12 protein-coding genes are annotated in these 13,382 nt (G+C 47.9%); 11 read left to right on the forward strand and 1 reads right to left on the reverse strand.

The genetic code is table 11. From position 1 onward, the window contains the following. Positions 1-125: 125 nt before the first annotated feature. The 11 genes from pepB to A1OO_RS22940 all read left to right on the forward strand — a co-directional run bounded on the left by pepB (position 126) and on the right by A1OO_RS22940 (position 11,883). A complete protein-coding gene (pepB, locus tag A1OO_RS03495) occupies positions 126-1,427 on the forward strand; it encodes an aminopeptidase PepB (protein WP_016960891.1) in 1,302 nt (433 codons plus the stop codon). Positions 1,428-1,581: 154 nt separating this feature from the next. Continuing rightward, positions 1,582-2,013: a nucleoside-diphosphate kinase gene (gene ndk / locus A1OO_RS03500; RefSeq protein WP_016960892.1), complete on the forward strand. Its 432-nt coding sequence runs from the start codon at positions 1,582-1,584 to the stop codon at positions 2,011-2,013. A 178-nt stretch (positions 2,014-2,191) separates the two neighbouring features. Beyond that, positions 2,192-3,313 carry a bifunctional tRNA (adenosine(37)-C2)-methyltransferase TrmG/ribosomal RNA large subunit methyltransferase RlmN gene (locus A1OO_RS03505; RefSeq protein WP_016960893.1) on the forward strand — a complete coding sequence of 374 codons (1,122 nt, stop codon included), beginning with the start codon at positions 2,192-2,194 and terminating at the stop codon, positions 3,311-3,313. Between the two features lie 25 nt (positions 3,314-3,338). Beyond that, entirely contained in the window at positions 3,339-4,094 is a 756-nt protein-coding gene (gene pilW, locus A1OO_RS03510) for a type IV pilus biogenesis/stability protein PilW (protein WP_016960894.1), read from the forward strand. Then, complete coding sequence (gene rodZ / locus A1OO_RS03515) at positions 4,084-5,058, forward strand: cytoskeleton protein RodZ (protein WP_017004664.1); 975 nt, start codon at positions 4,084-4,086, stop codon at positions 5,056-5,058. Before pilW ends, rodZ begins: the two co-directional genes overlap by 11 nt. A 15-nt stretch (positions 5,059-5,073) precedes the next feature. After that, complete coding sequence (gene ispG, locus A1OO_RS03520) at positions 5,074-6,192, forward strand: flavodoxin-dependent (E)-4-hydroxy-3-methylbut-2-enyl-diphosphate synthase (RefSeq protein ID WP_016960896.1); 1,119 nt, start codon at positions 5,074-5,076, stop codon at positions 6,190-6,192. A gap of 53 nt (positions 6,193-6,245) precedes the next feature. After that, positions 6,246-7,514, forward strand: coding sequence for a histidine--tRNA ligase (gene hisS, locus A1OO_RS03525; protein ID WP_017004665.1), 1,269 nt, complete (start codon positions 6,246-6,248; stop codon positions 7,512-7,514). A gap of 13 nt (positions 7,515-7,527) precedes the next feature. Beyond that, complete coding sequence (locus A1OO_RS03530) at positions 7,528-8,133, forward strand: YfgM family protein (protein ID WP_017004666.1); 606 nt, start codon at positions 7,528-7,530, stop codon at positions 8,131-8,133. A gap of 9 nt (positions 8,134-8,142) precedes the next feature. Beyond that, a complete protein-coding gene (bamB, locus tag A1OO_RS03535) occupies positions 8,143-9,303 on the forward strand; it encodes an outer membrane protein assembly factor BamB (protein WP_017004667.1) in 1,161 nt (386 codons plus the stop codon). A gap of 88 nt (positions 9,304-9,391) precedes the next feature. Next, positions 9,392-10,888 carry a ribosome biogenesis GTPase Der gene (gene der / locus A1OO_RS03540; protein ID WP_017004668.1) on the forward strand — a complete coding sequence of 499 codons (1,497 nt, stop codon included), beginning with the start codon at positions 9,392-9,394 and terminating at the stop codon, positions 10,886-10,888. 758 nt (positions 10,889-11,646) lie between these two features. Continuing rightward, complete coding sequence (locus A1OO_RS22940) at positions 11,647-11,883, forward strand: zinc ribbon domain-containing protein (RefSeq protein WP_083248030.1); 237 nt, start codon at positions 11,647-11,649, stop codon at positions 11,881-11,883. 29 nt (positions 11,884-11,912) lie between these two features. On the opposite strand, the gene xseA is transcribed toward A1OO_RS22940, so the two are convergent. Next, the gene (xseA, locus tag A1OO_RS03545; RefSeq protein WP_016960906.1) at positions 11,913-13,241 is read right to left on the reverse strand and encodes an exodeoxyribonuclease VII large subunit; all 1,329 of its coding nucleotides are present in this window, start codon (positions 13,239-13,241) and stop codon (positions 11,913-11,915) included. Between the last annotated feature and the right edge of the window lie 141 nt (positions 13,242-13,382).

Genomic DNA, 13,382 nt, shown 5'->3' on the forward strand with positions numbered 1-13,382 from the left:
ATGCCCGCTTTGTTTTATCTGATAAAAACGTCATACAAGTGGCGTAAAATAAAAAATATAATCAGTCAAAAAAATAGAAACGCCTTGCCCGAGATTGGCAACGCGAGTTGAAAAAGGAGTTCAGCATGACCGACAAAATGCGTATCGCGCTATCCCATGAATCTGCTGCAGATGTTTGGGGCGCCAATGCCGTTGTTTCTTTTGGCCAAGATGGCGCCACCGTTCACGCTACTGGGGAAGATACCCTTTCTCCTGTACAACAAGCCGCGCGCAAGCTCGAGTCACAAGGCATTCGCAAAGTCAGCCTGATGGGTGATAACTGGGATCTTGAAACCGCGTGGGCTTTCTATCAGGGACTTCGTGGCCCGAAATCAGGTTTTGAGTTTGAGCCGCCAGCGCTCGAACAAAAATCACTGAAAGCCTTGAATGACCGTATCACTGCGATTGATTGGGTGTGTCAGGTTATCAACGAGACGGCAGAAGAAGTGGGGCCACAGCAACTGGCTGTGCGTGCTGGCGAATTCATCAAATCACAAGCGCCGAGCCCTGAGAATGTTAGCTACAAAATAGTGTCTGGCGCAGATTTACTTGAGCATGGTTGGGTCGGTGTTCATACGGTAGGCCGTGGCTCTGCCCGCAAGCCTGCTATGCTGCAACTGGATTACAACCCAACGGGTGATGAAAACGCGGAAGTGTTTGCCTGTATTATTGGCAAAGGCATTACCTTTGATTCGGGTGGTTACAGCATCAAGCAATCTAGCTTCATGGATGCAATGAAAGCAGACATGGGCGGCGCGGCGATGGCCACGGGTGGTTTGGGTTTGGCTATCGCTCAAGGCCTGAACAAGCGTGTGAAGCTGATCCTTTGCTGCGCTGAGAACATGATTTCGAGTAACGCCTATAAACTAGGTGACATCATTACCTACAAAAACGGTGTGACGGTTGAAGTGCTCAACTCTGACGCTGAAGGGCGTTTGGTGCTGGCTGATGGCCTATTGTATGCCAACCAATTTAAACCCGCCCTCACGATTGATTGTGCAACACTGACAGGCTCGGCGAAAATGGCGCTGGGGAATGACTACCACGCACTGTTTAGCTTTGACCAATCATTGGCACAACGCTGCTTATCAGCGGCGGATGCGGAAAACGAAGGCATGTGGCAACTGCCAGTGGCAGATTTTCATCGCAACATGTTGCCGTCAAGTTTTGCAGACCTCGCTAACGTAGGAGCAGGGCAATACTCACCAGGTGCCAGTACCGCAGCGGCGTTCTTGTCCTATTTCGTGGATGATTACAAAAACGGTTGGATTCACTTGGATTGTTCAGGTACGTACCGTAAAGGCGCTAGCGATAAGTGGGCCGTAGGCGCAACAGGCATGGGCGTGAAGTCCTTGTCCCGTATTTTGATGGATGAATCGTCACGATAATTCAAACAAAAGTTCCCTTGAATTATCAACACAGTTAACGGTTCCGCAATGTCAGTCTAGGGTCTGACATTGTGCTCTGGTAGGCTACCTTTGACATTACAAGCAGATAGCTCGTTTTCTACCTGCTGTCTGAAAATATAATAAGGAAGATAGAATGACTATTGAGCGCACTTTTTCAATCGTGAAGCCCGACGCCGTTGAACGCAATCTGATTGGCGCTATCTATCAGCGTATTGAAGCCGCTGGACTGCGAGTTGTCGCAGCCAAAATGCTTCACCTGAACAAAGAAAAAGCGCAAGGCTTTTACGCAGAGCATGAAGGCAAACCTTTCTTTGATGATCTGGTCGAATTTATGACGTCTGGCCCTGTGATGGTGCAGGTTCTAGAAGGCGAAAATGCAATCGCAAATTACCGAGAGTTGATGGGCAAAACCAACCCTGAAGAAGCAGCATGCGGCACACTACGTGCAGATTATGCCGTTAGCATGCGTTTTAACTCGGTACACGGTTCTGACGCCCCCGCTTCTGCAGAACGTGAAATAGCCTATTTTTTCGCCAGTGATGAGATTTGCCCTCGCAAAGCGTAATCTACTGTGAAGGAACAGGAAAAAGGGAGCTTGCGCTCCCTTTTTTATTTTTGGCATATAATAAGCCTACAAGTAACAGGTGGAATCCAGATCACAAAGACTGTACAATTTCGCGCCTTGATTTAAGGCTGTAAGCCCCTTATCAACCCGTATATAACCTGTTTCACGAGGCAATCTGATGACAACGGAAAAAATCAATCTACTGGATTTTGATCGGCAAGCAATGCGAGCGTTTTTCGCTGACGAGTTAGGCGAAAAGGCGTTTCGTGCTGATCAGATCATGAAGTGGATGTACCATTTTGGTGTTGATGATTTCGATCAGATGAACAACATCAATAAAAAGCTTCGTGAAAAACTAAAAGCGAAATGCGAAATCCGCGCGCCAGAAGTTACGCTTGCAAAGCATTCAAGTGATGGAACCATCAAATGGGTAATGCGTGTCGGCAACCAAGACGTAGAGACCGTTTATATCCCTGATGAAGACCGCGCAACGTTATGTGTTTCTTCACAAGTAGGCTGTGCGCTTGACTGCAAATTCTGCTCGACCGCTCAACAAGGCTTCAACCGTAACCTGAAAGTGTCTGAAATTATCGGTCAGGTATGGCGTGCAGCGAAAGAGATCGGTATCGAGAAGGACACAGGTCGTCGTCCTATCACCAATATCGTAATGATGGGCATGGGCGAACCACTGCTTAACATGAAGAACCTGATCCCGTCACTTAATCTGATGCTCGATGATCTGGGGTTCGGCCTTTCTAAGCGTCGTGTCACCGTATCCACATCGGGTGTGGTTTCTGGTTTGGATCAGATGACAGACAAAATTGATGTGGCATTGGCCATTTCATTGCATGCACCTAATGATGAGTTGCGTAGCCAGATTATGCCGATCAACGATCGTTATAACATTGCGACGTTTTTGGAATCAGTTCGTCGTTACATCGCATCGTCAAATGCGAACCGTGGTCGAGTGACCGTTGAATATGTGCTTCTGGATCATGTTAATGATGATATGGACCATGCGCGTCAACTCGCAGAGCTGTTAAAAGATACCCCTGCAAAGATAAACTTGATTCCTTTTAACCCTTATCCTGGGTCACCATACAAGAAGCCAAGTAACTCTCGCATTGACCGTTTCATGAAAACATTGATGGAATACAATTACACGGTCACCGTGCGCAAAACTCGAGGCGATGATATAGATGCAGCATGTGGTCAGCTTGTTGGTGATGTTATTGACCGCACCAAACGTACGCAGAGCAGACTGAATGTTGAGGAGCAAATCCCAGTAAAATCAGTCTGATCGCATAGACTGATAGGATGGGATGATGGCAAGGACGCTTAGTACACTGTTATTGATGGGATTATTAGCAGGCTGTGTCACAGTAACGGATAAGCAAAGTAACGTTAAGTTTGATAGTATTGATGCTGCTGAATCCCGAATCGCATTGGGTATTGCTTATTTGAATGCAGGCCAGTGGGAGCGGGCGAGGGAAAACCTCGAAATGGCAGTGCAGTTTGCCCCTAGGTATTACCGTTCTTTGATCTCCTTTGCTCACTATTTGCAGCAAGTAGAAGAGTTCGAACAGGCAGAAGAACAGTACATCACGGCCCTTCGCTACTCTCCAAAAAACGGGGACGTTCAGAATAACTATGGCGTCTTTTTATGTCGCCAAGAACGTTATGATGAAGCGCAAAAGGCATTTGCGAAGGCCATTGCACAGCCTTACTATTACAAGTTGTCTGGAAGCTTTGAAAATGCGGCACTCTGCGCATTGAAAGCCGGTAAAACAGAGGATGCCAAGCTGTGGTTTGCCAAGGCTGTCGATCACGAACCGAATCGACCTTTATCTTCGGTACAGCTTGCGCGACTGGAAGTCAAAGATAACCAGTTCAACGATGCACGTTTGCGCTTATTCAAATTTCATAAGCGGTACGGTTATCGAGCGGGCTCTCTCTACACACTCATTGAGCTGGAGCATAAAGCTGAACGCCCTAGCGAAGTGGCAAGATATGCCAATTTGTTGGCCAGACAATATCCTGAATCTAACGAATATAGACAGTACTTAGCGAATGAATACTGAACAAAACGAAGAGCAAGTGTTAGAGGTTGAGTTTACTCAACCGGGGAAGATACTAAAACAAGCCCGTGAGGCGTTAGGTCTTTCCGAACAAGACGTCGCAGATCGTCTAAGACTTCGTGTTTCCGTCATTCGAGACTTGGAAGAAAATTGTTGTGATAACAAGCAAATAGCTACGTTTACTCGTGGCTATATTCGCTCTTATGCCAAACTCCTTGGCTTGAACGCAGATGATTTGCTCCGCGGCTATCAAGCAACGCCACAATCGGAAGAATCTTCGCAGAAAATGCAGAGTTTTTCTCGTAAAACGCGCCTTGATAAGCATGACAGTCGCGTCATGAGTTTAACTTGGGTGATTTTGGCCGTTGTTGTTGGCATCACTACATTTTGGTGGTGGCAGAACCAACAAAATGATCCCTTGATGTCGTTGTCTGATGACTTTGTCGCGTTTACTCAATCGGAGAGTAGCGCCGATAACAATGAACAAATATCAGAAACAGAGACAACCCTGATCTCGCCTGTGGAACCAGAGGCTGAAGTGAGTGCCGCTGGTGTTGTCGTGCCTGAAATGGCCGTAAAAGATGAGATTGTCGAAACAGATAGCATCACGGCATCGGCTCCTGCTGATGTTCAACCAAAGGTTGAAACAAGCCCTGAGGTCAACACACCATCTCCTGTGACCACCGCATCGAATGCCGTGACAAGCAGCAATGAAGTCGCTAATCAATCGCCTACGCTTTCTTTGTCGTTTAAGGGGGATTGCTGGGTAGACATTCGAGATGCCAGTGGTAAGCGTTTGTTGACCGGAATTAAGTCTGCGGGCGAGACCGTAGATCTGTCTGGTAAAGCGCCGTTTAAAGTAGTGCTTGGCGCACCCGCTGCTGTAAACCTTGTCTACAATGGCGACAAAGTTGATTTAAGTAGTTACCCTTCTGGACGGGTAGCCCGTTTGAGCCTTCCGAAGTAATTCAGAGTACACCTAATGCATACCGAATCTCCTATTAAGCGTCGCCCGTCAACGCGTATTTATGTGGGCAACGTGCCAATCGGCGATGGCGCACCAATTGCCGTTCAGTCAATGACGAATACTCGAACCACAGACGTCGCAGCGACTGTCGCTCAAATTAATGCACTGGAAAAAGTGGGTGCAGATATTGTTCGTGTTTCAGTACCGACCATGGAAGCGGCGGAAGCATTCAAACTGATCCGCGAGCAAACTAACATGGCGTTGGTTGCTGATATCCATTTCGATTACCGCATTGCTTTGCGCGTTGCCGAGTATGGCGTGGATTGTCTTCGTATCAACCCAGGTAACATTGGTAATGAGCAACGTATTCGATCTGTGGTTGATGCGGCTCGTGACAAAAACATTCCAATCCGCATTGGTGTTAATGGCGGATCGTTGGAACGTGAAATTCAAGAAAAATATGGCGAGCCAACCCCAGAAGCTTTGGTGGAATCGGCAATGCGCCATGTTGATATTTTAGATCGCCTTAACTTTGACCAGTTTAAAGTGAGCGTGAAAGCGTCTGATGTCTTTTTGGCAGTAGAATCTTATCGTCAATTGGCTAGACGCATTGATCAGCCATTACATCTGGGTATTACAGAAGCCGGTGGCGCCCGCGCGGGTGCCGTGAAGTCGGCGGTTGGTTTAGGTATGCTGCTGAGCGAAGGTATCGGTGATACTCTGCGTATCTCGCTTGCGGCGGATCCAATTGAAGAAATTAAAGTTGGCTTTGATATATTGAAATCGCTGCGCATTCGTTCGCGCGGTGTTAACTTTATTGCTTGTCCAACATGCTCCCGCCAGGAGTTTGATGTGATTGGCACCGTTAACGCGCTAGAGCAGCGTCTGGAAGATGTTGTGATACCGATGGACGTGTCCATTATAGGTTGTGTGGTTAACGGTCCCGGCGAAGCTGAGGTCTCTCATATTGGTGTGGCCGGAAGCAATAAGCGCAGTGCTTACTATGACGACGGGATTCGCCAGAAAGAACGTTTTGATAATGACAACCTGATCGATGAGCTGGAAGCGAAGATCCGGGCTAAAGCTTCAATGCTGGATGAGAACAACCGCATTGACGTAAACACGCAGGAGTAAGCCAAACGGCTTGCTTCAAGACAGAATATAAAAGATCGGTTTCGAGAGTAAACGTGGCGAAAACAATTCAAGCGATTCGAGGCATGAACGATTGCCTCCCAACACAAACCCCACTTTGGCAAAAAGTTGAGGGTACAGTTAAAGACGTGATCAGCGCGTACGGCTACAGCGAAGTGCGTATGCCGATCGTCGAAATGACCCATCTGTTTTGTCGTGCTATCGGTGAAGTCACCGATGTGGTTGAAAAAGAGATGTACACCTTTGAGGATCGCAATGGCGACAGCCTAACCTTGCGTCCAGAAGGAACCGCAAGCTGTGTCCGTGCGGGTATTGAAAACGGTCTGCTGTATAACCAAGAACAACGCCTGTGGTACATGGGTCCAATGTTCCGTCATGAGCGTCCTCAGAAAGGTCGTTACCGTCAGTTCCACCAGTTTGGTGTTGAAGTCTTTGGCCTGAATGGCCCTGATGTTGACGCAGAGTTGATCATGATGACAGCCCGCCTGTGGCGTGAGTTGGGTATTCATGAGCATGTTCGTTTAGAGCTTAACTCCATTGGCTCGCCAGAAGCGCGTGCAGATTACCGTGAAGCGCTGGTCGACTTCTTGATGCAACATGAGGCGGTTTTGGATGAAGATTGCAAACGTCGTATGCACACCAATCCATTGCGTGTTCTCGATTCTAAAAATCCAGAAATTCAAGCGGTACTAACGGATGCACCTAAGCTATCTGCGTACCTAGATGATGAATCAAAACAACATTTTGCAGGTCTGTGTGAACTGTTGGACGCTGCAGGCATCCAATACACAGTTAACGAGAAATTGGTTCGCGGTCTTGATTACTACAACCGTACCGTTTTCGAGTGGATCACTGAAAGCTTAGGCTCTCAGGGTACCGTGTGTGGTGGCGGTCGTTATGATGGCTTAGTGGAACAGCTGGGTGGTAAAGCAACGCCAGCCGTTGGTTTTGCTATGGGTGTCGAGCGTCTGGTACTACTGATGGAAACACTGGAGCTACATGAAACCCGACCTGCTGTTGATGTTTACATGGTCACTGCGGGTGAAGGTACATTAGCTGCAGGTATGCAATTGGCGGAGCTCCTACGTGAACGCGTACCGGGTCTTCGTGTTATGACTCACTTCGGTGGTGGCAACTTTAAGAAGCAATTTAAACGTGCGGATAAAGTGGGCGCATCGGTCGCACTGGTACTCGGTGAAGATGAAGTGGCAAACAAAGTCGTGACTTATAAAGATCTTAAAGGTGGCGAGCAGCTGACCATTACTCAGGATGATGTAGCCGAAAAACTGGCTCAACTAGTTTAAGAGAGGACAAATCGTGGACGTCTACACCACAGAAGAACAGCAAGTCGAAGCAATTAAGTCGTGGTGGCGGGAAAATGGCAAAGCCATTTTCCTCGGCGCAGTGATTGGTTTGGGCGGTCTTTATGGATGGCGCTATTACCAGTCAGAGCAAGAAACGAGCCGTGAACAGGCATCAGAAGCTTACATGCAAGTGGTCGGTGCGTTGGCCGCGGGTGATGCTGAAGCCGAAGAGAAAGCAACAGCATTTCTTCAGTCTCATGACGGTGCTTACACGGCGTTAGTGGAACTGCAATTGGCGAAGTCCTTTGTGGAAGCTGGCGATTTGGCTAAAGCGGCGGAGCAACTTCGTTCGGTTAAAACCGCAAAAGATGATGCCTTGAAAGCAACGGCAACTGTGCGTCTAGCACGTATTGAAGCACAGCAAGGTAACTTTGATGCTGCGTTAAAAGAGCTAGATGGTGTGACTGGCGACAGCTGGAAACCACAGGTTGAAGAGCTTCGTGGTGATATTGAATTGCGTAAAGGCGATACTAATGCGGCGCGTTCAGCGTACGCAGCATCCATTGCCGCCGCGTCTAATCCTGTTGTTCAAATGAAACTGGACAACCTGCCTCAGTAAGGTTTGAGTATGATGCGCAAGGGATGGAAACGTGTTAGTGCAGTAGCCTTGCTTGGAACACTGCTTATTGGTTGTGCCGGTGAAGAAGATTCGATTGTCATGGCACCTGTGCCTGTGGTTGAGAATACTTTTACGCCCGAGTCATTTTGGTCATCTAACGTCGGTGATGGTGTTGGGCGCTATTATAGTAACCTCACCCCAGCTTACGAATATGGCAAAGTGTATGCAGCGGATCGTGGTGGTGAAGTAAAAGCCATTGACGGTGAAACAGGAAAAACGCTGTGGGCGGTTAACTTAAGTTCAGAAAAGCCTGCGTTAATCTCCGGTGGTATTACGGCATCGTACAGTAAGTTGTATCTGGGCACCGAAACAGGTGAACTGATTGCACTGGATGAAGAAACCGGAGATCTGGTTTGGCGTATTAACGCGGGTGGTGAAATCTTGTCGAAACCACTAGCGGACGAAAGCCTGATTGTGGTAAATACGAGTCGCGGTGAATTGGCAGCCTTTGATGCTGAATCCGGTGAAGAGCGCTGGCGTATTTCTACCGATGTTCCCAATCTGACGTTACGTGGTGATAGCTCACCGGTTGCTATCTCTGGTGGTGTGTTCTGGGGAATGGCAAATGGTCGCTTAGGTGCCGCTTTCATCGAAAACGGTAACATCATTTGGCAGCAAACTGTGGCAAGCCCTAAAGGTGCAACAGAAATCGATCGTTTGGTTGATGTTGATGCGACGCCGGTGATTTCAGGTTCGCTACTTTACGCCGTTGGTTACAATGGTCAGCTAGTGGCAATTGATTTGCGTTCAGGAAGACCAGCATGGAAGCGCACCTACAGTTCAACAACGGATTTCTTGGTGGTGGGCAGCTATTTGTTCCTTGTCACCGATAAAGACCATGTTGTCGCCGTTGATGCACGCAGTGGTACAGAGCTTTGGCAAAATCGCGATCTTGAATATCGCCAGCTAACAGCTCCAGTCGCCATTTCTGGTTATGTTGTGGTGGGAGATGCGGAAGGTTATCTGCATTGGCTTGACCCAACAACGGGTGAATTTGTCGCTCAACAACAACTGGATGACAGCGGCATTGCGGTAGCGCCAATAAAAGCGGATGACGCGTATATTGTTATCACGCGCGATGGTCGTATTAGTAAAAAGCAAACGCAGTAACATCAAGCGTTTATAAATTATTCGGCTCCTGGACCCTAAGGTTCAGGAGCCGCTGTTATTAATGAATATGAGATTTTAAGAGGTCAGTATGATTCCTGTAGTAGCCCTTGTTGGGCGTCCAAATGTGGGGAAGTCGACACTCTTTAACCGGCTGACAAGGACGCGCGATGCGCTGGTGGCCGATTTTCCGGGTTTGACCAGGGATCGTAAATACGGAAAAGCCATGCTGGGTGAGCATGAGTTCATTGTGGTGGACACTGGTGGTATCGACGGTACCGAAGAAGGTGTTGAAACCAAAATGGCTGAGCAGTCACTGGCGGCGATTGAAGAAGCGGATGTCGTGTTGTTCATGGTTGATGGCCGCGCAGGCCTGACGGTTGCAGATGAAGCGATTGCGCAGCATCTTCGCAGCCGTGAAAAGACAACCTTCCTTGTGGTGAACAAAGTCGACGGTATTGATGCTGATGCTGCCAGTGCGGAATTCTGGCAGTTAGGCATGAGCAACATGTTCCAAATCGCTGCGGCGCATGGACGTGGTGTACTTGGTCTGATTGACCGTGCATTAAAACCGTTTGCAGAATCGCTGGCTGAACAAGAAGCTGACGAGGAAGGCTTGGTTGATTTAACTGGCGAGCAAGACTTTGAAGACGAAGACAAAGAGCTGACTGAGGAAGATGCGGAATCGGCGCTAGAGCGTCTGCGTAATCGTCCGATCAAGTTCAGTATCATTGGTCGTCCAAACGTGGGTAAATCGACACTGACTAACCGTATTCTTGGCGAAGACCGTGTCGTGGTATTCGATATGCCTGGTACCACACGTGATTCCATCTACATTCCGATGGAGCGTGATGGCCGTGAATACGTGATCATTGATACAGCCGGTGTTCGCCGTCGTAAGCGTGTGAACGAAAAAGTAGAGAAGTTCTCTGTTATTCAAACGCTGAAAGCCATTGAAGATGCCAACGTTGTGTTATTGGTGATTGATGCGCGTGAAAACATTTCAGACCAAGACCTAAGCTTGTTGGGCTTTGCGTTGAACGCTGGCCGTTCAATCGTGATCGCCGTGAACAAATGGGATGGTCTGGACAATGATGTGAAAGACCGCGTGAAGTCAGAACTTGATCGTCGTCTTGGCTTTGTTGATTTCGCCCGTATTCACTTTATTTCTGCATTGCATGGAACCGGTGTTGGTCACTTGTTTGAGTCAATTCAAGAAGCGTATGAGTCTGCGACTAAGCGTATTAGCACTTCAATGCTGACTCGAATCATGAGTATGGCGCAAGATGATCACCAGCCACCAATGATCCGTGGACGTCGTGTGAAGCTGAAATATGCGCACGCAGGCGGTTACAATCCACCAATCATTGTTATTCATGGTAACCAAGTGCGTGAGCTGCCCGCTGCGTACAAACGTTACCTGATGAACTACTACCGCAAATCACTGAAAATCATGGGTACACCAATTCGCATTCAGTTCCAAAACAGCGAAAACCCGTTTGAAGGCAAGAAAGAAAACCTGACTATCTCTCAGTCTCGCCAACGTAAGCGACTGATGGATATGGTAAAACATCGCGGTAAGAAGTAATCATACTGTGAAAAGAAGAAAGCCGACCTTAGTGGTCGGTTTTTTTATGCCTGTCATTTATGCCAACCGGAACAAGTATTCAGTCACTCTTGATGAACAAGCCCCTTGTGTGTGGTTGCTTATGTATTAGTCGCGTAACGACTGAGTGCAATCTCTTCCTTGCTCTTGTTGATTTTGCCTGCGCAAAGTTTAGTCCGATTACTATTAGCCGAAACGATGAAGATTGAATGACAGTTCATGTAATTTATACATTGGCGATATTCTTCCGATAATCTGTGGGTAGTATCGCCATTCATTAGCGTCTATTTGATTAAAACTCGCATGATCTGACACTATTGATGTGTGATCTGTTGCTTATTTTGCAGTCTAATATAGATCTTTGTCACATTTAGGGGAGCATGAAAGCGAGAAATATCGTTCTAGGGCACTAAGGTGATTTTTTACTCGGCTACTAAAGCAACTTGTATTTACTAAATACTGATAAATTTGATAATTTTTAAGTTTATTGGAGTTTTATATTGCTTAAAATCCATATACAGAACATGTAACTTATGCTTTCGGGAGTTGTATTGATAAATATTCTTTTAGGGGTAGATCGCTGATCGGATCCCATAAACACCTCGATCAGACGATCTTGATAGGATCCAGCGAGAGGCTGTTCTGTTAGATCTCAGCGTTAAGTTAGAATAGCGCGTAAAACGAATACAGAAAATATGGGCGTATAAAAGTGCGACTTGGACAGCTAAGGGGAATGATGTATGGAAAATAACTGCCCAGAGTGTGGTGTGGTAATGCGTTGGGAACAGGGCACGTATCGCTGTGGACCTTGCGATAAAGTCTTTATAAAACAGGGGTATTGTCAAACCTGCGACGTGCAATTAGAAAAGCTGCAGGCGTGTGGTTCGACGAATTATTTCTGCAATCAGTGCAATGAGTTGAAGTCTCGCTCGAGCGCGAGAATTGTATTTGAGACACAAAAAACGGCGTCGCAATGACACCGTTCTAGGCGTGCTTTGACGCGATCCTAGATCACTGTGGATTGGATCTCGCCGCTCGATAATACTGTGGTGATCTGATCGCCGGATTTCACGTCACTGTCAGACCGGATCACTTTGTTATTCTTGCCTCGAGTGATCGAATATCCTCGAGCCAGTGTGGCGAGCGGGCTGACTGCGTCCAAGGTTTCCATTTTTAGGGCTAATTCATGCTGATGTTGGCGTAACTGACGGTGCATGGCGTCAGTTAAACGCTGCTGTGTGTATCCTAATTGCGTGCTGAGTCCTGGCAGTTGGTTCGCTGGCGAGAAACGCTCTAAACGCTGACTCGCTCTATCTAAGCGCTGCGCATCAGTTTGCAGTTTGGTTCGCATGGATTGGTAGAGACGACGTTCGAGCTCGTCAAACTGCTGTGCTTGCTGTTGCAGACGAGCTTGGGGGTGTTGCATTGCCAATCGGTGTTGCAGGCGTGTGAGGCGCTCCTGGCTACGTGATAGGTGTCGACTGAACACATGTGCCAGCCGATCGCTGCGCTGCGAAAACTGTTGGGCTCGTACTGAGGTATCTCTGCTCACCAATTCAGCCGCAGCAGAAGGCGTGGGTGCGCGCATGTCCGCAACAAAGTCGGCGATGGTTACATCGACCTCATGACCCACGGCACTGACAATAGGAATGCTGCTTGCAGCAATGGTGCGCGCCACTATTTCTTCGTTGAAACACCACAAGTCCTCTAACGAACCGCCACCGCGTCCCACAATAAGCACATCACACTCGTCACGGCTGTTGGCTCGGCCAATCGCTTGCGCTATTTGGATCGCCGCGTCTTTTCCCTGAACTTGAGTAGGGTATATCACCACGGGCAGACTTGGGTCCCGGCGCTTTAACACATGCAAAATATCGTGAAGGGCTGCGCCAGTTTTTGAGGTGATGATCCCGACGCGTCTTGGCTGTTCGGGTAATGTTTTTTTGGTACTGGCTGCAAACAGACCTTCCGCCGCCAGTTGCATTTTCAGCTTCTCAAATTGCTGCTGAAGCATGCCATCTCCTTCCGGCTGCATGCTTTCAACAATGATTTGGTAGTCGCCGCGCGGTTCATACAAGGACAATCTGGCGCGAACCAGTACTTGATTGCCGTTGGCTGGCTTGAAGGTCACACGGCGATTGTTGCCTTTGAACATGGCACATTTCACCTGAGCACGGCTGTCTTTGAGGGTGAAATACCAGTGGCCAGACACAGGAACGGTAAGATTTGATACTTCGCCAACCAGCCAGACGATGCCCATTTCGTTCTCGAGCAGAAGACGAACTTCGGCGTTCAAACGAGAGACGGTGAAAATGTTTTCGTTAGGGCTTGTCATCACCAGTTAGCCTTAAATATCAGCGGGTTTTCGTCATGGTACTGGGGCAAAAAATGAATGCCAAACGTTTTCGTTAAAATCTATAGCCAAACGTTTGCGTCATCAGTATAATGCTGCGGCAATATTTAGTCCCCCGTATTT

Source organism: Enterovibrio norvegicus FF-33 (assembly GCF_000286835.2).
In the GTDB taxonomy this organism is placed as follows: Bacteria; Pseudomonadota; Gammaproteobacteria; order Enterobacterales; family Vibrionaceae; genus Enterovibrio; species Enterovibrio norvegicus_A.

Excerpts from the sequence above, each read along its gene's own strand:
- pepB (WP_016960891.1), top strand. The coding sequence starts at position 126 with ATGACCGACAAAATGCGTATCGCGCTATCCCATGAATCTGCTGCAGAT.
- ndk (WP_016960892.1), top strand. The coding sequence starts at position 1,582 with ATGACTATTGAGCGCACTTTTTCAATCGTGAAGCCCGACGCCGTTGAA.
- A1OO_RS03505 (WP_016960893.1), top strand. The coding sequence starts at position 2,192 with ATGACAACGGAAAAAATCAATCTACTGGATTTTGATCGGCAAGCAATG.
- pilW (WP_016960894.1), top strand. The coding sequence starts at position 3,339 with ATGGCAAGGACGCTTAGTACACTGTTATTGATGGGATTATTAGCAGGC.
- rodZ (WP_017004664.1), top strand. The coding sequence starts at position 4,084 with ATGAATACTGAACAAAACGAAGAGCAAGTGTTAGAGGTTGAGTTTACT.
- ispG (WP_016960896.1), top strand. The coding sequence starts at position 5,074 with ATGCATACCGAATCTCCTATTAAGCGTCGCCCGTCAACGCGTATTTAT.
- bamB (WP_017004667.1), top strand. The coding sequence starts at position 8,143 with ATGATGCGCAAGGGATGGAAACGTGTTAGTGCAGTAGCCTTGCTTGGA.
- der (WP_017004668.1), top strand. The coding sequence starts at position 9,392 with ATGATTCCTGTAGTAGCCCTTGTTGGGCGTCCAAATGTGGGGAAGTCG.
- A1OO_RS22940 (WP_083248030.1), top strand. The coding sequence starts at position 11,647 with ATGGAAAATAACTGCCCAGAGTGTGGTGTGGTAATGCGTTGGGAACAG.
- xseA (WP_016960906.1), bottom strand. The coding sequence starts at position 13,241 with ATGACAAGCCCTAACGAAAACATTTTCACCGTCTCTCGTTTGAACGCC.